This window comes from Brucella daejeonensis (genome assembly GCF_014199265.1).
GTDB classification, from domain to species: Bacteria; Pseudomonadota; Alphaproteobacteria; order Rhizobiales; family Rhizobiaceae; genus Brucella; species Brucella daejeonensis.
The window spans coordinates 214,736-234,025 of record NZ_JACIJG010000003.1; the positions used below are offsets into that span (position 1 = coordinate 214,736).

Here is a 19,290-nt window from a genome sequence, read left to right on the forward strand (position 1 = left end):
TCCTCAGCCTAGCTAACGCTATCACAATCAATAATAAAGATTGTGCATTTAAAAGCCACGGAATAAGGCTCATTGAACGGCGTTCGAGGCATAGAACTGGAGTAGGCGACTTTGTCGAAACACAATAAATTACCTGCGATTCAAGGCTTGCGCTCACTTGCCGTACTTTCTGTCGTGTGCTTTCATTTTTGGCCGTCATTTTTCACAGGTGGATATGTCGGCGTTGACATTTTCTTTGTGATATCCGGGTTCGTAATCACCCTATCCACTCTTCGTGAATATGAACAAACAGGAACATTCTCCGTTAAGGAATTTTATGCGCGGCGAATTAGACGACTTATGCCGCTGGCTTTGATAGTCTTGGCTTTTAGCGCTATAGGAAGTATCTTTTTTCTATCTGAAGCCGTTCTTTATGATGTTCTCAAGGAAATTATCGCTAGTGCGCTTTATGTGGAGAACTGGGTTTTAGCTAATAATTCAGTCGACTATCTCGCGTCTGAAAACATGCCAAGCCCCATCCAGCATTATTGGTCTCTTTCTGTCGAAGAGCAATACTATTTAATTTGGCCCATAATGGTCGCGGCCTGCATATTTATCGGGAACATATGCAATAGGACAATGAAATCGAGCCTATTTCTCGCATCAATTATATTGGGCGCGCTTTCATTATTTTGCTCAATAGTCCTCACAAATACAAACCCATTGGAATCATATTTCTATTCGCATACGAGATTTTGGGAGATATCGTTCGGAGCAATTATTGCATGTTATTTTTACAACAAAATGATCTCCATCAATACATCTAAATTATTTTTATTAATAGGCATAATCATAATTGCAATAACTGTATTTACATTTTCCGAAAACACGCCATTTCCCGGCTTTTATGCCATAATTCCTGTTGTAGGATCTGGATTGATCATAATTTCTGCAATAGGGATAGGCAACAATTCCATATTCTCGAGCAAAATCGCAACTTATTTAGGCGATCGTTCTTATTCAATTTATCTGTGGCATTGGCCTTTAGCCATTTTTTCCTGCGTCCACATTCCGATTATAATCAGATGGTTCCATTTATATTATTCGCTATTACATTGGTGCTTTCACATTGCACTTACAAGTGGATTGAACTCCGTTTCAATAAACAGTCCATGTTGACGACAAATCGATCGTTTCGCATGGCAATATCCAGCATCGGTCTGTTCCTGATAGCAGCAATCTGCCTCCGGATTATGCCTTCGCCATCCTTTGCATTACCAGATTTGGATCCCAATTATCCGGGACCGTCCGTTTTGGCTTTTGGAACAGCCTCACCAACCGATGTTGCTCCAATACCGCGTCTTGCCGATTTAAAACGCGACTTGCCTTCAATATATCTCAATAAGTGTCACCAGAACATTCAGGGCTCGGAAGCTATTCGGTGTGAATTTGGGGACGTTGAGAGTAGCCGAATTGCTGTTCTGGTAGGAGATTCTGTTGCGGGGCAATGGTTGCCCGCATTGGAAAAGATAGCCAAGGAAGACGGATGGAAGCTGATATCCATCACAAAATCGGGCTGTGCATACATATCGATACCAGTTCGATATAAAGGAAAAATTTATCAGTCTTGTATCGACTGGCAAAAAAATGCTTTGCAGTCTATCAAAGACATCCGTCCAAGCATTATTTTCGCAAGTCAAGCTGACTCTTATGGTTACGTTTCTCAAGAAGAAATGAATGCTGCTTTCTTGTCACGATGGGATGAATATAAAAAGATTGGCGCAAAGGTATTCGTTATCGAGTCAACTCCCAAGCTTTCATTTGACCCCGCGGAATGCTTGTCCGAAAATAAAAACTGCCAGACAGCTTTGGATAAAGCATATCCAAAGCACAGAATTCAAGAAATTGCAAAAAAGCGAGATGTTCACTATATAGACCTGAACACAAGTGTGTGTTCATCTACATCCTGTGATGCCATTGTGGGGAACGTTATTGCATGGCGAGACAAGATTCATTTGAGCGCGACTTTTGTGCGTATGATGGCGCCGATCATACAGACGCGAATTCACATGTAACGCGGTGTCGTCGCCTTAGAGGCTGATTCAAAAGGCGGCATATGCGTGCGAAAATGGTGATTTTCGAGTACCGGAGGCAATGTACTGGACGTATATGAGCGGCTGTCCAGCGCAGAAATGGAACGATATGGCTATGAAACATGGAGGAGCGGGCGTTGTTTGCCTGTTGTCATTGGCGATGGCGGGCTGCACGACGTCGCCGCAGAATTATGCCGCAACACTCTCCAGTCAGGACTCCAAATGGCAGTCGCCGCAATGCGCGGAAATCCGGGCGGCGGCGGTGAATTACGAAGCCGGAGAAAAGAAGGTCTCCGATCTTGCTCCCGGACTGCTCATCGGTCCCTACGGCCTCGGCATCGCGATGGCGATCAAGGAAAACGACGAAAAACGGCGGAAGAACTTCGTTCGCGAGATGCATCTGCGGTGCTCGAGCCTTCCCGTGCCGAAGGAACTCGAAGACACGCAAGGCGCGGCGGACCGCCCAAAATCCGGCGGCGCGTTCCGATAGAGCGTTTCCGGTAAAAGCGTGAAACGGTCTTGCGTTCGGAACCGCTCCGGTCATTCCGCGAATGCGGCGCTCAGATCGAACGAAAAATCGTTGATGTCGCGAAGATCGAGCTGACCTTCCACATGGTCCAGATGATGGGCCATGAGCCCGGCGGCGCTCACCAGATCCTTGCGCGCTATCGCGTCGACGATTTCGGCATGTTCGTCAGGCCCGCAATTGAAATAATCGGCCTTGCGATAAATGGCGGTAATAAGCGATGTCCGCGAAACGAGATCGCGCATGGTCGTGAGCAGGAAGTCCGAAGCGGCAAGTTCGGCAAGAAGCAGATGAAAACCGCCCGACAGCTTGATGATATCTGTCGTGCTGTTAGCGGCATTGGCGACGCACTCCCTGTCGACGTGATCGCTCAACCGCCTGAAGTCCGTTTGCGTCGCCGACCTGCAAAGACGTTCCACAACGCAGCGCTCGACCGTCCGGCGGACGAAGAAGACGTCACGCGCCTCCCCAACCGTCGGCTTGCAGACGAAGGCGCCGCGATTGGGAAAGATATCGACCAGCCCCTCGCGCTTCAGGGCGGCAAGCACCTGACGGATACGGGCGCGACTGACATTGAAGATCGCCGCCATCTGCTCTTCCTTGAGCTGCATGCCGGGCCGCAGGCGACGCTCCGCAATGGACAGCCAGACTTTCTCGACAATCTGCTGCGGCGATACACCCTTCTGCTCTGCCATGAACCACACTCCCCTTCCCGCCACCAGGCTCGATAAGATGTGGAAAGTCAACCATCGCGAGATGCAAACGGATACAAAATTGTCAACAATAACCGGAAGTCATGCCCTAGTGGTCTGATTCCGACATTTGCATCCCTCTGATACAGACGCCGCACAAATGTCGGAATCCGAAAGACCACTAGTGTGGTGGATTTGAAGTTCCTATCATTTGCCTGGCATCTACGTTTAGGAATTTCAAATCCGTAAACCACACTAGATTCAATATCTTGCTAGTGTGGTTTTGAATCCGAAATTCGTTCGCAACACTGCTCCAAAGTGATACGAATTTCAGATTCACCACACTAGTCACTTTATGTATCTAGTGGATTTTTCGAATTTGGCGTTTGAAACAGCTTCTCATTCAGTCGGGATTCAAACGTCAAATTCAATCCACTAGCGAGCACGCTTTTGATCCGCGGATAATCGTAGCTGTTCGCCTTGGAAGTGGTATAGCCGGCCCCCACCAGCGCTTCGGCCATTTTGACGGCTGCGGCCACGCCGTCGATAACGGGCACGCCCGTCGCCGCCTTCAGGCGCTCGCACAGCGATGTCATTCCCGCGCAGCCAAGCACGATAGCCTCGGCGCCGTCCTCGGCCTTTGCGGCCTCGATTTCCCTCAAAAGAAGCTGCTCGGCCCTCTGCGGGTCTTCCTCGAGGCCCAGCACCGGGAGGTCGATTGCGCGCACCTTGCGGCAATGACGGTCCGCACCGTAGTCGCTGACCAGATCTTCGATGATCGCGACCGAGCGCGGCAGGGTCGTGATCACGGAGAAGCGGCGGCTGATCGTCATCGCGACCTGTATCGCGGCCTGGCAGATGCCGATCACGGGACCTATCGCAACCTCGCGGGCGGCATGAAGACCCGGATCGTCGAAACAGGCGATGACATAGGCATCGACCCCTTCGCCCTCGCTTCTGCGGATTTCCGCCAGCATTCCCGGCACCGCCAGGGCTTCATCCGTGCTGCCCTCGACGCTGACCGGCGTATCCACCGGATTGGAGGCCGAAACCTGCGTGTGAGCGTGCTTGACGAGCAAAGCGCTTTCCAGCACCTGCGCCGTCATGGAAGCCGTCGAATTGGGATTGATGAGATGAATACGCATAATGGAATTCTCTGTTGCCTGCTCTTCGGAGCGCACGAAAAATAAAAGGTCGAGACGCGCCGATCTGATTCAACCGGATCGAAAGGCCCTAATCTTTCAGCTTCTTGAAATCGCTGATCGGCGGAGCTTTCAAAACGAACTGACGATCCGACACCACGTAATTATCGGCGTGGAGCCGGGCTATGGGCTGGTAGGATTCCGGGTCCACATAATGCCCGTCGGCGTCGAGACAGTTGCGGCGGACATGCATATGCACCACCTCACCCAGAACCAGCGTACGACGCGGATAATCGATCAGCCGCTCCACGCGGCATTCGAAAACGCACGGCGCTTCCTCGGGATAAGCGACATCGATCTTGCAGCACGAAACCGGCTTCAGCCCCGCCATTTCGAGTTCATCGACCTCGCTTTCGAAACCAAGCCCGCATATGAGCATCTGCTGCGACAGCGCCATATCGACCATGCTGATGGCGAACTCTCCCGAACGGCGTATATTGACCATCGTATCCTTTTGTTCCCCGGTCAGGCGCGGTTGAATACCCAGGACAACGATGGCGGGATCGTGTGAAAACACGTTGAAGAAGCTCATCGGCGCGGCATTGCCGTGCCCGGCTTCGGAGCGGGTCGTCACCAGTGCAATGGGACGCGGGCCGATGAAATTCGTCAGCAGCCTATATCGGCTCTGTGGGTCAAGCGCTTCAAAATCGAATTCCATTGGTAGCCTGTATGATGATCTATAGTCTACAATAATTTTTCATATTGTAGACAATACTGCAAGCAATTAAATCCGCGAGTTGACTTTTTCACACGCATCGCGATTGTCTGCGTCAACAAGGAGAAACCAATATGAGCGCACCAGCCGCAATGTCGGTCGAACAGATCGTTGAAAGGGTATGGCTTTCCATCGCCGAACGGCGATTGCGCCCGGGCGTTCAGCTCAAGGAAGAACAGCTGGCGTCGATCTTCAATGTCAGCCGCGCCCGCATTCGTCAGGCCCTGACCGTGCTTGAGCGCGACGGCCTTGTCGCCATCATTCCCAACCGGGGCGCCTTTGTCTGCAAGCCTTCGGTGGAAGAAGCCCGCGATGTGTTCTTCGTCCGTCAGGCGGTCGAGCGCTGCATCGTGGAACGGCTGTGCGCCTCGATCCCGAAGGACAGCCTCAAGAGGCTTCGCGAGCACGTCAACAAGGAGCGGATCGCCAATGCCGAAGACAGCACCACGGATATCATCAAGCTTTCGGGCGGGTTCCATCTTCTGCTGGCCGAGCTGACCGGGTCCGATTTCCTGTTCACCACCATGCGCGACCTTATCGCCCGCAGTTCGCTTATTACCGCGGTCTATCGCAACACGGCGCGTTTCAACTGCGGGCCGGACGAGCACGCCGAAATCGTCGAGGCGATCACGGCGAAAGAGCCGCAAAAGGCGGTGCATCTCATGGCGCATCATCTGGAGCATGTGGAATCCGAACTGGACCTGACCGAGATACGTGACCTTTCCCACGATCTGCGAGCAGCATTGGCGTGAAACGAAAGGAGCCGGAACCGGTCCCTTCGCCGGTTTTCTTCTAGAGCATTTCCAGCAAAAGTGCGAAGCGGTTTTGCGTAGGATAATGCGTAAAAACAAATAGTTAGAGCGGTTCCAGCGATTCAGTCAAAACAGGAACCGCTCTAAGCCACCGTTTCGACCAAGTGGCAGGCGACGCGGGTGCCGTTCGGCAAGGTCTGCATCGCCGGCGCTTCCTTCGAACAGCGTTCCATGGCGAAAGGGCAGCGCGGGTGGAACGTGCAGCCGGACGGCGGCTTGAGCGGGCTTGGCACTTCACCGCTTGCCGGTTCACGGTTACGATTGGGGGCTTCGATATTCGGGATCGTTTGCAGGAGAAGCTGCGTATAGGGGTGACTAGGCTTGGCGAACAGCTCTTCCGTGTCACCCTCTTCCACGATGCGGCCCAGATACATCACCGCAATACGGTCCGACATGTGACGGACGACGCTCATGTCGTGGCTGATGAAGAGATAGGTCAGCCCCAGCTCATCCTGCAACCGGCGCATCAGGTTCAAAACCTGCGCCTGCACCGACACGTCGAGCGCCGAGGTCGGCTCGTCGCAGACGAGAAATTCCGGCTCGCTTGCAAGCGCGCGCGCAATCGAAATGCGCTGGCGTTGGCCACCGGAAAATTCATGCGGGAATTTCTCGCCATCCGACGGCGAAAGCCCGACCGTGCGCAGAAGTTCCTCCACGCGTTCGGTCACTTCGGCGGCGGTGTTGCGAAGCTTCAGTTCGCGCAGCGGCTCGGCGATGATGTTCTTCACCCGCCAGCGCGGATTGAGCGAGGCATAGGGATCCTGAAAGATCATCTGGGCTGAAAGCGGCTTGCCGCTTTTGCCCGGCGCAAAGCGCATCTCGCCACTCGTTGCGTGGTGCAGACCGGTGACGAGACGGGCGACGGTGGATTTTCCGCAGCCGCTTTCGCCGACGATGCTGAGACAACCGCCCGCAGGCACCGTAAAGCTGATGTCATTGACAGCTTGCAGATATTGCCGGGGCTTGCGCTCCACGACGCGATTGAGCCAAGGCGCGGACACGTCGAACGTCTTGACCAGTCGCTCCACAGTCAGGGCCGGAGCTTTTTGCAATGGTTTCGTCATGCGGTGCCTCCCGCGTTCAGCCAACAGGCGCTGGCGGTTTGGTCGGAGAATACGAGTTCCGGGCGCTCGCGCAGGCAGCGCGGTCCCGCCATCTTGCAGCGCGGATTGAAGGCGCAACCTTCGGGGATCGCATCGAGACGTGGCATGGAACCGTCGATCTGGTTGAGTTTCTCGACCCGCGCGCCAAGCGACGGAATAGAGGCCATCAGCCCTTGCGTATAGGGGTGGCGCGGCTGGTGCAGCACCTGTTCCACCGCTCCGATTTCGATCAGCCGCCCGGCATACATGACCGCGATGCGATCTGCCGCTTCGGCAATCACGCCCATGTCGTGGGTGACGAGCATGACGGCGGTGTGCTTTTCCTTGCATAATTTACGCAGGAGCGAAATGATCTGCGCCTGGATCGACACATCGAGCGCGGTAGTCGGCTCGTCGGCGATGACGAGTTTCGGCGACGCCGCAAGCGCAAGCGCGATCACCACGCGCTGGCGCATACCGCCGGAGAACTGGTGCGGATACTGATTGACCCGCTCTTCCGGCGACGGAATGCCGACATCGCGCAATAGCTGCACGGCGCGGGCACGGGCTTCAGCCTTGCCAAGCCCTAGATGTTGCCGGATGGTTTCGACAAGTTGCGCGCCCACCGTGAACAGCGGATTGAGCGAGGTGAGCGGGTCCTGAAAAATAGCCCCGATTTCGCGTCCGCGAATTTTTTCCATGGCGCGGTCGTCAAGCGTGTCGATACGCGTCTTGCCGAGCCAGACCTCGCCACCGGCGATATGACCGGGCGCTTCGAGCAGCCCCTGAATGGCGAGGCCCGTCATGGACTTGCCCGCGCCGGATTCACCGACCACGCCGAGAATTTCACCCGGGCGGATCGACAGGCTGACATCCGACAGCGCGGTGACCGTACCGCGACGGTTCGGAAAATCCACGCGCAGATTGCGCACGTCAACGACTGGTTCCTGCATGTCACCCATTTTCATTCCCCTCTACAGGATAGCTGGGCGGGAAGATTTCACTGACCGGAGGGTTGTTCCAGCTCCGCTCGGGATATCTGGCGATCAGCCCGTCATATTGCGCCTGCGCCTGATCGCGGGCCTTTTGCATGTCGAAACCGGCCAGTTGCCGGTTCAACATGGAGACACGACCGTCCACGAAAACGGCTTGCGTAATCTTGCCCGAACCGCCGGTAACGATTGTGGTAATCGGATCGACGGACGGGGCCATGATCGTGTCGTCAAGACGGAAGACCGCAATATCCGCACGCGCGCCCGGCGACAGATGGCCGAGATCGGACCGACCAAGCGCCTTGGCGCCGCCGATGGTTGCGGCGTCGAACAGATCTGCGGCGCGCAGGCGATCCGGCGCGCCGTCGGCCACACGACCGGTGATGAGACCGGCCAGCAGGTTCATCAGCATGTCGGGCGGTGTGGTATCCGTGCCCATGGCGATGTTGATCCCGCGCTTGCGGCAGTCGGAAAACGACTTGAGGATAGAACCGCTGCGGGCTGAAACCAGCGGGCAATGCACGATGGAAACGCCATGTTCCGCATAAAGGCCCAGATCTTCGTCGGTGGCATTGGTGGCGTGCGGCGCAATGAGGCGGCTGCTCAAAAGGCCGTTTTTGGCAAGCCAGACCGGCGCGGTCGAGCCATGCAGCATCCGCACCGTATCGACTTCCATCGCGCCCTGCGCCATGTGCAGGCGGAACTTGCAGTCCAGATCGCGCGCGGCGGCGGCGGTGCGCTGGATAAGCCCGAGCGTCGAGGTTTCGACGCGATCCGGCGCCAGCATACCGCGTACCAGATCGCCATGGCGGCCATTCTGGCGTTCGATATAAGCAATTGCGTCCTTCAGACCCTGAAAGCCGCGCTCTTCATCGAAGACCGGCACCATCTTGCCCGGCGCTTCCAGCACCATGCCGCCCGAACGGTAGGCGGGGCTGAGATAGACGCGCAGGCCAAGATCGCCGGCAGCTTGCGCAGCCGCATCGAATTCGGCGACCGTTTCCCCCCATTCCCGGTAAAACAGCGAGGCAATCGGCGCGGCAGTGGTGATGCCGTTCAGCAGGAGCTGGCCGAAAGCGAAGCGTTTCTGGAAGGCGAGTTCTTCCTCGCTATACATTTCATAGGGGCCGGCCTCGACATAGGAGCGCGGCCAGACGCGGCCCTTGGCCCAGCCCGGATGATGGTCAATGCCGAGGATCGTGGTATCGAGATCGGATAATGCGTCGAGATCGATCAGTCCGGGGCTGATCAGCGCCTTGCCGAAATCGATGCGGCGGGCCACTTCGCCGGGGAAATCATGCCCGACGAACAGGATTTCACCATGCTCGAATACCACTTCCCCGTTGCGCAGAAGCCGGTGGCCACCATCCTTATGACCGACCACCCAGCTTGCGGTGATCAGGGTGCGTCCTTCCGGTCTGCTCCCAAGCGGAAGCGTCTCCAATGCTTTGTTCATCATGGCATCTCCACCACGGCAACGCCCTGACGGGCCGTAACGCGACCGCCCTTGACGACGAGCGGACGCGGGGCGACATCCACTACCGCATGGGCCAGCGTTTCACCGGTTAGAAGAGTGAAATCGGCATTGCAGCCCACTTCCAGCCCATAGTTCTCAAGGCGCATGACATCCGCGCCGCCCTGAGAGACGATGTGCAGCACATGCTCCAGATCGTGATCCGAGCGCACGCCGTTCTTCATGCCGATAACCTTGGCGCGGTCCAGCATATCCGGCTGGCCCCACGGGCCCCATGTGTCGCGAATACCGTCGCAGCCGCCGCCGATGCGCACGCCGGCTTCCTTCAACCGCTTGATCGACGGCACCGTGGCCGAAGGCGCGCCGGTAGTGAGGATGGCGACATCGAGAAGGGCAAGCTGTTCGATCAGTTGACCAACGCGCAGATAGTCGTTCATGCCGAGCGCAAAGGCATGGCTGATCGCCACCTTGCCTTCCATGCCGTTGGCACGGATGCGCTCGAAGATAAGCTCCATCGTGAAGGCGCCAAGATCGCCGGTTTCATGCAGGTGAATATCGATCGGAACGCCGTGCCTCGTGGCAAGGGCGAACAGAATATCAAGCTGGCCCTTGGGGTCGCGGTCGATACCGCATGGATCGATGCCGCCCAGCACTTCGCAGCCCTGACGCAGTGCCTCGTCGAGCAGTTCCTGCGTGCCGGGCATGACCATCAGGCCCGACTGCGGGAAGGCGACGATTTCAATATCGATGATGCCCTTGAGCTTCTCGCGGGTTTCCCAAACGCCTTCGACCAACGACAGGCCATGGGTCGGATCGATATCGACATGGCTGCGGATATGCGTGCCGCCATGCGCGGCCAGACCGATGGCGTGGCGCATCGACTGGCGATGTGGGTCGATGCCGATTTCCAGCCGGTGTTCGCGTTCGAAGTCGATACGTTCGCGCAGGATCGCGGCGCGATTGTTGACGTGCCAGGGCATGCCCCAGGTGGTCTTGTCGAGATGGGTATGCGCGTCGATCAGGCCGGGGGCGACGATGGCGTTGCCGCCATCTTCCACGGCCATGCCGGGTTCTGCTTCAAACCGTCCGAAACCGGCAATCTTTCCGTCCCTGATCAGGATATCGCAGGTTTCGCCTGCCATAGGCCGGACATTGCGGAGCAAAAGATCGTTCATGGACTTACCTCAGTTTCGGATTGAGCGCATCGCGCAGCCAGTCGCCGAGCATGTTGACGGCGACGACCAGAAGGCAAAGCTGGATGACGGGGAAGAGCACGATCCACCACGAACCGGAAAACAGGAACTGGTTACCGATGCGGATCAGCGTTCCCAGAGACGGCTGGCTTGGCGGCATGCCGATGCCAAGGAACGAAAGTGTGGCTTCGGTAAGGATTGCCATGCCGAAATTGAGCGTTGCGGCCACCATGATCGGCGTCAGCGTATTGGGCAGGATATGCCGGGCCATGATGCGCCGTGCGGGCACGCCGATCAGCCGCGCCGCCGACACATAGTCCTTGCCGCTTTCAACGATGGCCTGCGCGCGCACCGTGCGGGCATATTGCACCCAGGCTGAAAGCGCGATGGCCAGAATGAGCACGGCGGACGCACCGACTTCACGCAGGCTGACGGGCAGCATCTGACGCACGACAGTCGAAACCAGAATGGCGACCAGAATGGTCGGGATCGACAGGGTAATGTCACCGAAGCGCATCAACAGATTGTCGATGAAGCCACCGAAATAGCCGGAGACAAGCCCGGCGCTGAGGCCAATCAGGAGCGAGAGCGCTACCGAGGCAATGCCGATAACGATGGAAATGCGCGTGCCGTAGAGAATGGCCGACAGCATGTCGCGCCCTTGCGTATCCGTGCCGAGAAGATAGGGCCATTCGCCGCCTTCTTCCCATAGCGGCGGCAATTCCGCTTTCCACATGTCGAGCGCGGCGCCGTCATATGGGTCCTGCGGTGCGATCATGGGGGCGAACAGCGCGGTCAGGATCAGGACCGCCAGAAGTGCGGCGCTGAACATGGCCGTCTTGCTGTGCGTGAACGACCACCACAGATCGCTTTTGCGGATGCGCTGGAAAAGCGACAGGCGCACAACCGGGGTGGTGGCTTGTGAGGCTTGGGTGCTCATCGGTCTGGACTCCCCGTTGGATCAGCGAGCAGTGCGCAAGCGGGGATCGATTACCGCATAGGCAACGTCCACCAGCGTGTTGAGCACGACGAAGATAAAGGAAATGATGCAGAGATAGGCCGCCATCACCGGAATATCGAGGAATGTGACGGCCTGAATGAACAGCATACCCATGCCCGGCCACTGGAACACGGTTTCGGTGATGAGCGCGAAGGCGATCAGCGAGCCGACATTCATGGCGGTCATCGTCACAACCGGCATCAGGCAGTTGCGCAATGCGTGGCGGAAATAGATGCGCCAGCGCGGAATGCCGCGGGCGCGGGCGAATTTGACATAATCGGAGCGCAGCACTTCCAGCATTTCGGCACGCACAAGACGCATGACCAGCGTGACCTGATAAAGCGAAAGCGCAATGGCGGGCAGCAGGATCGCGGCGCGCCCCGAAGAGGTCAGAAGCCCCGTCGACCACCAGCCAAGCTGCACCACATCGCCGCGTCCGAAAGCCGGGAACCAGCCGAGCGAGACCGAAAAGACGAGGATCAGCAGGATGCCGACCACGAAGCTCGGCAACGAGACGCCGACAATGGAGAGGAATTGCAGGCCCTCCGTATACCATTTTCCGCGTTTGATTGCCGTCAGCACGCCAAGCGGCAGACCGACCAGCAGCGAGATCAGCGTGGCGACCAGCACCAGTTCCAGCGTTGCGGGAAAGCGTTCGCCGATCAGGCCCAGCACATCCTGACCGTTGCGGTAGGAAATGCCGAAATTGCCTTGCGCCGCATTGACCACGAAGCGCGTATATTGCGTCATCAGGCCATCGTTGAGGCCAAGGCGCTCACGCAGATTATCGCGGTCGGCCTGCGTCATCTGCTCGTTGGCCATCATCTCGACAGGATCGCCAGCCAGCCGGAAAATCAGGAAGGCAAGCAAAGCGACGGCCAACATCACCATGACGGCGTTCGCCAGACGCTTAATGATAAAAACCAGCATCAGGAATCCCTCGGTACCAACTGGGCACTCCGGGGGATCGACGTCCCCCGGAGCATCATAATTGAATTATTCGGCAAAATGCGTCAGCCAGTGACGCGGCTTGTTGTCCGGCAATTGCACGATCTGGTCGATCTTCTTCGACATGACCCATGCCATCGGCTGCTGGTGCAACGGCAACATCACGATCTGGTCCTTCACCATTTTCAGCGCTTCGGTCTGCAATGCCAGACGCTTGGTGCGATCCATTTCGGTCGATGCCTGCACGATCAGCTTGTCGATCTCGGGATAGCTCCAGCCGCCCCAGTTGAAGACGCCTGCATTGTCGGTCTTGGTTTCAATCATTTGCAGCAGGATCGAATAGCTGTCGAGCATCGGTTCCGTCGCCCAGCCGATCACGTAAATATCCGCCTTGCCGCCGGTGCGCTTCGGCGCCTGTGCGGCCGTCGGCGCGATATCGAGCTGCGGTTTGAAACCGGCGCGGCTCAGCATGTTGACCAGCCCCTGGCAAAGCTCTTCCTCGTTCACATAGGCGTCGGTGGTGCAGACCAGCGTGACCGGAAAGTCGCTGGCGCCAGCCTCGGCCAGAAGCTTCTTCGACAGTTCGGGATCGTATTTCAGCGTCGTGTCGAGTTCCGGCACGTAACCCGGAATTTCCGGCGCGACCACCGCACCCGCCGTGCGCGACTTGCCGCGCATGATGCGCTTCTGGATCAGGTCGCGGTCGAGCGCATGGGCAAAAGCCTGACGCACACGCAGATCGTTGAACTTGTTCTCGGTTCCGTTGGCAAGCTTGGGCTTGCGATTGAAACCGAGCATGACGGTGCGCAGATCGGTACGCTCCATCACGTTCAGCTCCGGCTGGGCCTTCAGCCGGGGCAAATCCTGCGACGGCGCATTTTCCGTGAAATTGACTTCACCCGACAGGAGCGCAGCCACACGCGTGGCGGCGGACGTGATCGGCGTGAACTCGATACGGTCGATATTCGAGTTCGATGCCTTGTCCCACCAGTCCGGGTTCTTCACCAGAACGGTTTTGGAATCCGGGACGCGGCTTTCCAGCTTGAACGGTCCCGTGCCGTTGGTGTGATAGGTGGCGTAACCTTCGATTTTCGCCCCCACGTCGGTCGGCTTTTCCGAATTGTTGGTCTTGAGCCATCCGGCGTCGAACATATGGATATTGGTGAGATCGTTGAGCAGCAGCGGATAAGGGCCGCTCAGCTCGATATCGACCGTATAATCGTCCACCTTCTTCGACGATTTGTAGGCGGGCAGGTTGCCACGCAGCGGCGAAACCGGATCGCTGACGCGCTTCAGCGAAGCGAGCACGTCATCGGCCGTGAAATCCGCGCCGTCGTGAAACTTCACACCCTTGCGCAGATGAAAACGCCAGACCGTCCCGGAAACATTTTCCCAGGACTGGGCCAGCGCCGGCTCGATCTTCAGCTCGGCGTCGTAACGCACCAGCCCTTCATAGACATGATTGAGGAATGACAGCGTGTAGCTGTCGCCATAGGAATAAGGATCGAGCGAATAGATATCGCGCGATGCACCCCATTTCAGCGTTTCGGCCTGTCCCGGCAAGGTCTGGCTTGCCAGCCCCGCTATCAGCGCGGCCGCGAGGCCCAGTTTCTTTAACATCGATTTGCTCCGCTTCTGGAAATTTGCGCCCCTTTTTGGGGTCTGTTTTTCAGGCACCGCCGCACCGTCGCCGATGCGAAGATTTCGGTTGTCCGCGTGCTCATTGTCCATATGCAAGTGGCATCGCGTCGGATCGTTTATGATTCTCTCCCTGTCGCTTGGCCCGCCTTTTCGGCTTGTTTCCCCTGGGCCTGCTTTTCTGACCATGACAGTATGTCGATCGGCAAAAAGTTGTCAACGTAATTGTTGACAATATTTATGCGTTTGCGCGTCGGATATGTCGACAAATATTTCCCAAAGCTGGCATTATTCCGGTTTCCAGACCGGATAGCAGCCCTGCCGCAAAAAAAGAGCGCTTCACCGGAATGAAACGCTCTCTTTTGTATCGCAAGGAATTACAGGCTTATTCGGCCATCATCGTATGCCAGTGGCGTGGCTTGTTGTCGGCGCGGAAATCCACGCTCTTGACCTTGTCCAACATACCCCAGGCGATCGGCTGCTGGTGCAGCGGGATCAGGATCGCCTTGTCCTTGGCAATCTTCAATGCCTGCTCTTCCAGAGCCAGACGCTTGGCTGTGTCGGCTTCCTGCGCGGCCTTCTTCACCAGATCGTCGAGTTCGGGATAGGACCAGCCGCCATAGTTGGAAACGCCGGTCGAACCGCTGCGCGTGGAGAGAACCTGCGACAAGAGCGAATAGGCATCGAGCGTCGGTTCGTTGGCCCAGCTCAGGTTGAACATGTCGGCCTGACCCTTGGTGCGCTTGGGCTGTTGCACGGCGCGCGGCCCCATATCAATGGTGGGATTGAAGCCGCTGCGCTTGAGCATGTTGGCAATGCCGGAGCAAATATCTTCCTCGTTGATGCTTTCATCGTTCATGCACAGATAGGTGAAGGCGAGGCCCTTTTGCCCGGCTTCCTCCAGCAGTTTCTGCGCGAGCTTGGGATCGGCTGGCTGATAGGTGTCGAGCGACTTGGCATAGCCTGCGATTTCAGGCGCGATCAGCGAACCCGACGGACGCGCCAGACCGCGCATGACCTTCTTGTCGATGAGGTCGCGGTCGATACTGGCCTCGACGGCCTGGCGCACACGCACATCGAGGAAGGGATTCGGGCGCCCGTCTTCGAGCTTTTCCTTGCCGTTGAAGCCGATGAAAACCGTGCGCAGTTCGGTGCGCTTGTTGACCTTGATGCCCGGCGAGGCTTCCAGACGCGGAAGATCCTGAATAGGTGCGGAATCGACCAGATCGATTTCATTGGAAAGAAGGGCGGCAACACGCGTGGCGGCCGAAGCGATCGGAATATATTCGATGCGGTCGAGATTGTGCTGCTTCTTGTCCCACCACTGGTCGTTGGCCAGCAGGACCGTCTTCGAATCCGGGACGCGGCTGTCCAGCTTGAACGGGCCGGTGCCGTTGGTGTTGTGGGTGGCGTAGTTTTCGGTCTTCGACGCAATATCGGTCGGCTTTTCGGCGTTATTGTCCTTGAGCCATTTCGCGTTGAACATGAAGATATTGGTCATGTCGTTGAGGAAAAGCGCGGTCGGCGCCGAAACCTCGATATCGACCGTGAAATCGTCGACCTTCTGGACACCGACATAAAGCGGAATATTGCCGCGCAGCGGCGATGTCGGGTCGGACACGCGGTTCATCGAGGCAACCACGTCGTCGGCGGTGAAGTCCGCGCCGTTGTGGAATTTCACGCCCTTGCGCAACGTGAAGCGCCAGTGCCTGTCGTCGATCAGCTTCCATTCGGTCGCAAGCGCAGGCTCGATTTCAAAATTGGGACCATAACGGACCAGCCCTTCATAGATATGATTGAGGAAGGCCAGATTGGACGTGGACGGAACGGAATCCGGGTCGAGCGAGTAAATATCCGCCCGGCTGCCCCAGCGCAGGGTAGCCGCACTTGCCGGCGACGCCAGAACCGGAGCGACAATCGCGGCGGCGGTCAGCGCCGAAATGAGAAACCTGTTTAAACGCGTCATGCTCTTCCCTTCATGAATAACGATAGGTCCGTTGATCCGGATTTTTCCGCAGTATCGTAATCCACAATATTATTGTCAACGATATTGTTGGCAATTATGGTTTAAAACATCGACAGGATGGACCGGGCCGTTGCGCGCAAAACGCGCACGACAGCCGGACCGAAACCGAGGGGAATGAAATGGAAGGACTCCTGCTGCTTCACGGAACGGTCGTGACCGTGGACCCGGCCAGACGCATGATCGATGACGGCGCCGTGGCGATCGAAAAGGACCGGATCGTCGAGATCGGCTCGGCGGAAGAACTGGCTCCCCGACATGCGCGAAAGAAGGTCGTCGATTGCACCGGCAAGATGATCGTTCCCGGCCTGATCGACGCCCACGGGCACGCAGGCCATGCGCTCATCCGCAGCATCGGCGCGGATACCAATGCGTTATGGATGCGCATCGTGACGCCGGTTTACTATCATTATGTCACGCGCGATTACTGGTATGCGGACGGCCTCGTCTCCGGTCTGGAAAGACTGTGCGCGGGCGTCACCACATCGGCGAGCATCATCACCTCCATGCCGCGCAGCGACGATCCGGTTTTTGCGATCAATCATGCCCGCGCCTATTCGGAACTGGGGCTGCGCGAGATCGTCTGCGTCGGCCCGGCGGGCCTGCCATGGCCGCAATCGGTCACGCGCTGGGAAACCGGCAAGCCGGAGCCCAGAAACGTTTCCTTCGAGGAAATGATCGAAGGCGCAGAAGCCGTCATCGAGGCCCTGAACGGAACCGCCGATGGACGCATCAAGGTGTTTCTGACGCCATTTACCATCGTGCCTTCGGTCGAGCCGTCCAACGCCTCGACGCCGGATTTTGCGGTCAATCTGACCGAAAACGACCGGATGCAGGCGCGGCGCATTCGTGAAACCGCCCGCAAATGGGGCGTGCGCATTCATTCCGATGCCTTTGCCGGACAGATTCGCATGGCATGGCAGGACAGGGAAAATGCGCTTCTCGGTCCCGACGTGCACCTCCAGCATTGCTGGGGCATCTCGCATGAAGAGATCGATATCCTTGCCGAGACCGGCACGCATGTCACCCACGCGCCTCCCGGACGCTCGACGCCCATCATGGAAATGATGGCGCGGGGCGTGCCGGTCGCGATCACCTCGGACGGCGCCGCCCCAAGTCGCCATTTCGATATGTTCCAGATCGCGCGCATCGCGCAATCGACGCAGCATATCCTGCATAACCACGACCGCTATCTCCTGCCGCCCGGCAAGATATTCGAGATGATCACCATCGACGCGGCGCGCGCCATCGGCATGGATCACGAAATCGGTTCGCTGGAAAAGGGCAAGAAAGCGGATATCGCCATCATCGACATGCGCAAACCGCATCTGACGCCCAACTGGATGCCCGTCCACCGGCTGATCCATCAGGTGCTGGGCAGCGATGTGGACACCGTGATCGTGGATGGAAAAATACTCATGGAAGACGGCAGGGTTCTGACCGCCGACATGCATGAGGCACTGGCCTTCGGAGAAGCGGAAGCACGCGCCCTGGCGGCAAGAGCCGGATTGCAAGCCCATATGCACGAACCGGGTTGGGGCCGGTTGCACCGCACGTTCCGCGAGCCGATCCCGCTTCCCCGGCCGCCGGAAGCTCCATTCAAGCCTTGAAGATGCATCGCCGCACGGGCGAAGCGCGATGCGTTCTACCCGTCGAACATTGCCAGGCTACGCAGCAAACTCGCGAAAGCGACGGATTCGTCCGCATCGGCCGGACCGTCTCCGGCCCCGTCGTTTCGGAACAGCGATTTGCGCACATTGCTGGGGCTGTAGCCGAAATACTGGCTGAAGGCGCGTGTGAAATTGGCCGCCGTTTCAAACCCCAGCATCTGCGCGACATCGGATACCTTGCGGTTCTCCGATGCATCGGCCAGCATTTCGCGCGCCGCCAGCAGGCGTTTCTGGCGGATATAATTGAGCACCCCGCCGGAGCCTTCGAAAAGCTGGTAGAGATGCGTACGTGAAATCGCCAGTTCCCGGCTCAGCGCATCGGGCGTCAGATCGCGTGACATGAGGTTTTTCTGAATGAACCGCCTGGCTCTGGTCATCAGGCCCAGATAGGCCGCGTGTTCGCTCGCATCGCCCTCCCGCACCAGCGGGGCAATCGTGTCGAACACGATCTGCCGCAGGGCATTGCGCAACTCCGGCAGTTCCTCGCTCGTTATGCGGTTCAATCCGGTTTCGAGTGCCGAGACGAAATCGATCAGCAATTTGGCGCGATAACCGGTCAGGGTCACATTGTTGCAGGCTTCCGGCATTCCGCCGAGACCGGCAAAATGATCGACGGGAATGACCAGCGACACCGATTCCGTCGCCAGCGCCCTTCCCCGGAATGGATAGCCGAGCGAGCGAATATTGATCATGCCCGGCTCGTTGTCGGCGACACGGCCATCGACGGCGGTCCATGTCCGGCCGCTGCGCAGAAAACCGATCTGCCAGTGATCGATGGGGCTGAAACGGACCGTTTCGGCCGTGCGCTCATAACTGAACGGAGGCGCGGTCTGTTCTATGAGCAGCATCCCCTGCAAATTCCAGATCTTCTGGCAAACGGCAAATCCATCTTTCGGGCTGACACCGTCCGGCAGGCGTACGTCGTAAAGCGGCGCGACATGCTGTTGCCATGCGGAAAACTGGGCGTCGGGTTCGAGCGCGCTCGTGGAAAAGACCAGCGGAACGAGATGATTTTGACTGCCCGTATCTTCGCCAAGCGGCGCAAGCGGCACCCGCGCCGACTGGCGTCGCTCCACGAATTCCGATTTCAGATCATACGCGGCCTTGTCGCTGGGGGACGTCACGGCAACTCCTGAAGCTGGCAGACAGGTCGAGGAGCGGAGACCGCACCCCCAAGTCTCTGCTATGAATATTAGCATTGACGATAATAAAATCAAAACCAGGGTTCCGGCCCTGGTGAAAACACCAACT

Annotated in this window: 17 protein-coding genes; 5 read left to right on the forward strand and 12 right to left on the reverse strand. The window is 57.5% G+C overall.

Features of this window, described 5'->3' with window-relative positions; translation table 11 throughout:
• Positions 1-147: 147 nt before the first annotated feature.
• The 3 genes from FHS76_RS22870 (at position 148) to FHS76_RS05015 (ending at position 2,562) form a co-directional block, all read left to right on the forward strand.
• Complete coding sequence (locus tag FHS76_RS22870; RefSeq protein ID WP_407924990.1) at positions 148-1,158, forward strand: acyltransferase family protein; 1,011 nt, start codon at positions 148-150, stop codon at positions 1,156-1,158.
• A gap of 20 nt (positions 1,159-1,178) precedes the next feature.
• On the forward strand, positions 1,179-2,054 hold the full coding sequence (locus FHS76_RS05010; RefSeq protein ID WP_183648946.1) for an SGNH hydrolase domain-containing protein: 876 nt from the start codon (positions 1,179-1,181) through the stop codon (positions 2,052-2,054).
• 127 nt (positions 2,055-2,181) lie between these two features.
• Complete coding sequence (locus FHS76_RS05015) at positions 2,182-2,562, forward strand: hypothetical protein (RefSeq protein WP_183648949.1); 381 nt, start codon at positions 2,182-2,184, stop codon at positions 2,560-2,562.
• A 50-nt stretch (positions 2,563-2,612) separates the two neighbouring features.
• Here the strand turns inward: FHS76_RS05015 and FHS76_RS05020 are convergent, their stop codons facing one another.
• From FHS76_RS05020 to FHS76_RS05030, 3 genes are all read right to left on the reverse strand, one after another.
• Positions 2,613-3,293 carry a GntR family transcriptional regulator gene (locus FHS76_RS05020; RefSeq protein ID WP_183648952.1) on the reverse strand — a complete coding sequence of 227 codons (681 nt, stop codon included), beginning with the start codon at positions 3,291-3,293 and terminating at the stop codon, positions 2,613-2,615.
• 350 nt (positions 3,294-3,643) lie between these two features.
• Complete coding sequence (locus FHS76_RS05025) at positions 3,644-4,435, reverse strand: aspartate/glutamate racemase family protein (RefSeq protein ID WP_183648954.1); 792 nt, start codon at positions 4,433-4,435, stop codon at positions 3,644-3,646.
• 88 nt (positions 4,436-4,523) lie between these two features.
• Positions 4,524-5,150: a flavin reductase family protein gene (locus tag FHS76_RS05030; RefSeq protein WP_183648957.1), complete on the reverse strand. Its 627-nt coding sequence runs from the start codon at positions 5,148-5,150 to the stop codon at positions 4,524-4,526.
• 131 nt (positions 5,151-5,281) lie between these two features.
• Between FHS76_RS05030 and FHS76_RS05035 the strand changes: the two genes are divergently transcribed.
• Positions 5,282-5,959, forward strand: a complete 678-nt coding sequence (locus FHS76_RS05035; RefSeq protein ID WP_183648959.1) for a GntR family transcriptional regulator — start codon at positions 5,282-5,284, stop codon at positions 5,957-5,959.
• A gap of 143 nt (positions 5,960-6,102) precedes the next feature.
• Here the strand turns inward: FHS76_RS05035 and FHS76_RS05040 are convergent, their stop codons facing one another.
• The 8 genes from FHS76_RS05040 to FHS76_RS05075 form a co-directional block, all read right to left on the reverse strand.
• Entirely contained in the window at positions 6,103-7,083 is a 981-nt protein-coding gene (locus FHS76_RS05040) for an ABC transporter ATP-binding protein (RefSeq protein ID WP_183648962.1), read from the reverse strand.
• Complete coding sequence (locus tag FHS76_RS05045) at positions 7,080-8,063, reverse strand: ABC transporter ATP-binding protein (RefSeq protein WP_183648964.1); 984 nt, start codon at positions 8,061-8,063, stop codon at positions 7,080-7,082. The genes FHS76_RS05040 and FHS76_RS05045 overlap by 4 nt, the downstream gene beginning before the upstream one ends.
• Positions 8,056-9,549 (reverse strand): amidohydrolase family protein, encoded by a 1,494-nt coding sequence (locus FHS76_RS05050; RefSeq protein ID WP_183648966.1) that lies wholly within the window; start codon positions 9,547-9,549, stop codon positions 8,056-8,058. Before FHS76_RS05050 ends, FHS76_RS05045 begins: the two co-directional genes overlap by 8 nt.
• The gene (locus FHS76_RS05055) at positions 9,549-10,742 is read right to left on the reverse strand and encodes an amidohydrolase family protein (RefSeq protein ID WP_183648968.1); all 1,194 of its coding nucleotides are present in this window, start codon (positions 10,740-10,742) and stop codon (positions 9,549-9,551) included. The genes FHS76_RS05050 and FHS76_RS05055 overlap by 1 nt, the downstream gene beginning before the upstream one ends.
• A gap of 4 nt (positions 10,743-10,746) precedes the next feature.
• Positions 10,747-11,700: an ABC transporter permease gene (locus FHS76_RS05060; protein ID WP_183648971.1), complete on the reverse strand. Its 954-nt coding sequence runs from the start codon at positions 11,698-11,700 to the stop codon at positions 10,747-10,749.
• A 21-nt stretch (positions 11,701-11,721) separates the two neighbouring features.
• A complete protein-coding gene (locus FHS76_RS05065; RefSeq protein ID WP_183648974.1) occupies positions 11,722-12,690 on the reverse strand; it encodes an ABC transporter permease in 969 nt (322 codons plus the stop codon).
• A 66-nt stretch (positions 12,691-12,756) separates the two neighbouring features.
• Positions 12,757-14,328: an ABC transporter substrate-binding protein gene (locus tag FHS76_RS05070; protein ID WP_183648976.1), complete on the reverse strand. Its 1,572-nt coding sequence runs from the start codon at positions 14,326-14,328 to the stop codon at positions 12,757-12,759.
• 403 nt (positions 14,329-14,731) lie between these two features.
• Positions 14,732-16,312, reverse strand: a complete 1,581-nt coding sequence (locus FHS76_RS05075) for an ABC transporter substrate-binding protein (protein WP_183648978.1) — start codon at positions 16,310-16,312, stop codon at positions 14,732-14,734.
• 179 nt (positions 16,313-16,491) lie between these two features.
• Between FHS76_RS05075 and FHS76_RS05080 the strand changes: the two genes are divergently transcribed.
• Positions 16,492-17,979 carry an amidohydrolase family protein gene (locus FHS76_RS05080; RefSeq protein WP_183648980.1) on the forward strand — a complete coding sequence of 496 codons (1,488 nt, stop codon included), beginning with the start codon at positions 16,492-16,494 and terminating at the stop codon, positions 17,977-17,979.
• Positions 17,980-18,014: 35 nt separating this feature from the next.
• Here the strand turns inward: FHS76_RS05080 and FHS76_RS05085 are convergent, their stop codons facing one another.
• A complete protein-coding gene (locus FHS76_RS05085) occupies positions 18,015-19,163 on the reverse strand; it encodes a helix-turn-helix domain-containing protein (RefSeq protein ID WP_183648982.1) in 1,149 nt (382 codons plus the stop codon).
• Positions 19,164-19,290 lie beyond the last annotated feature (127 nt).

What these genes read in the sequence shown, in the direction of transcription:
- FHS76_RS05025 (WP_183648954.1), bottom strand. Translation starts at nt 4,435, where the DNA reads ATGCGTATTCATCTCATCAATCCCAATTCGACGGCTTCCATGACGGCG.
- FHS76_RS05050 (WP_183648966.1), bottom strand. Translation starts at nt 9,549, where the DNA reads ATGAACAAAGCATTGGAGACGCTTCCGCTTGGGAGCAGACCGGAAGGA.
- FHS76_RS05015 (WP_183648949.1), top strand. Translation starts at nt 2,182, where the DNA reads ATGGCTATGAAACATGGAGGAGCGGGCGTTGTTTGCCTGTTGTCATTG.
- FHS76_RS05040 (WP_183648962.1), bottom strand. Translation starts at nt 7,083, where the DNA reads ATGACGAAACCATTGCAAAAAGCTCCGGCCCTGACTGTGGAGCGACTG.
- FHS76_RS05020 (WP_183648952.1), bottom strand. Translation starts at nt 3,293, where the DNA reads ATGGCAGAGCAGAAGGGTGTATCGCCGCAGCAGATTGTCGAGAAAGTC.
- FHS76_RS05045 (WP_183648964.1), bottom strand. Translation starts at nt 8,063, where the DNA reads ATGGGTGACATGCAGGAACCAGTCGTTGACGTGCGCAATCTGCGCGTG.
- FHS76_RS05035 (WP_183648959.1), top strand. Translation starts at nt 5,282, where the DNA reads ATGAGCGCACCAGCCGCAATGTCGGTCGAACAGATCGTTGAAAGGGTA.
- FHS76_RS05065 (WP_183648974.1), bottom strand. Translation starts at nt 12,690, where the DNA reads ATGCTGGTTTTTATCATTAAGCGTCTGGCGAACGCCGTCATGGTGATG.
- FHS76_RS05055 (WP_183648968.1), bottom strand. Translation starts at nt 10,742, where the DNA reads ATGAACGATCTTTTGCTCCGCAATGTCCGGCCTATGGCAGGCGAAACC.
- FHS76_RS05080 (WP_183648980.1), top strand. Translation starts at nt 16,492, where the DNA reads ATGGAAGGACTCCTGCTGCTTCACGGAACGGTCGTGACCGTGGACCCG.
- FHS76_RS05075 (WP_183648978.1), bottom strand. Translation starts at nt 16,312, where the DNA reads ATGACGCGTTTAAACAGGTTTCTCATTTCGGCGCTGACCGCCGCCGCG.
- FHS76_RS05010 (WP_183648946.1), top strand. Translation starts at nt 1,179, where the DNA reads ATGGCAATATCCAGCATCGGTCTGTTCCTGATAGCAGCAATCTGCCTC.
- FHS76_RS05060 (WP_183648971.1), bottom strand. Translation starts at nt 11,700, where the DNA reads ATGAGCACCCAAGCCTCACAAGCCACCACCCCGGTTGTGCGCCTGTCG.
- FHS76_RS05030 (WP_183648957.1), bottom strand. Translation starts at nt 5,150, where the DNA reads ATGGAATTCGATTTTGAAGCGCTTGACCCACAGAGCCGATATAGGCTG.
- FHS76_RS05070 (WP_183648976.1), bottom strand. Translation starts at nt 14,328, where the DNA reads ATGTTAAAGAAACTGGGCCTCGCGGCCGCGCTGATAGCGGGGCTGGCA.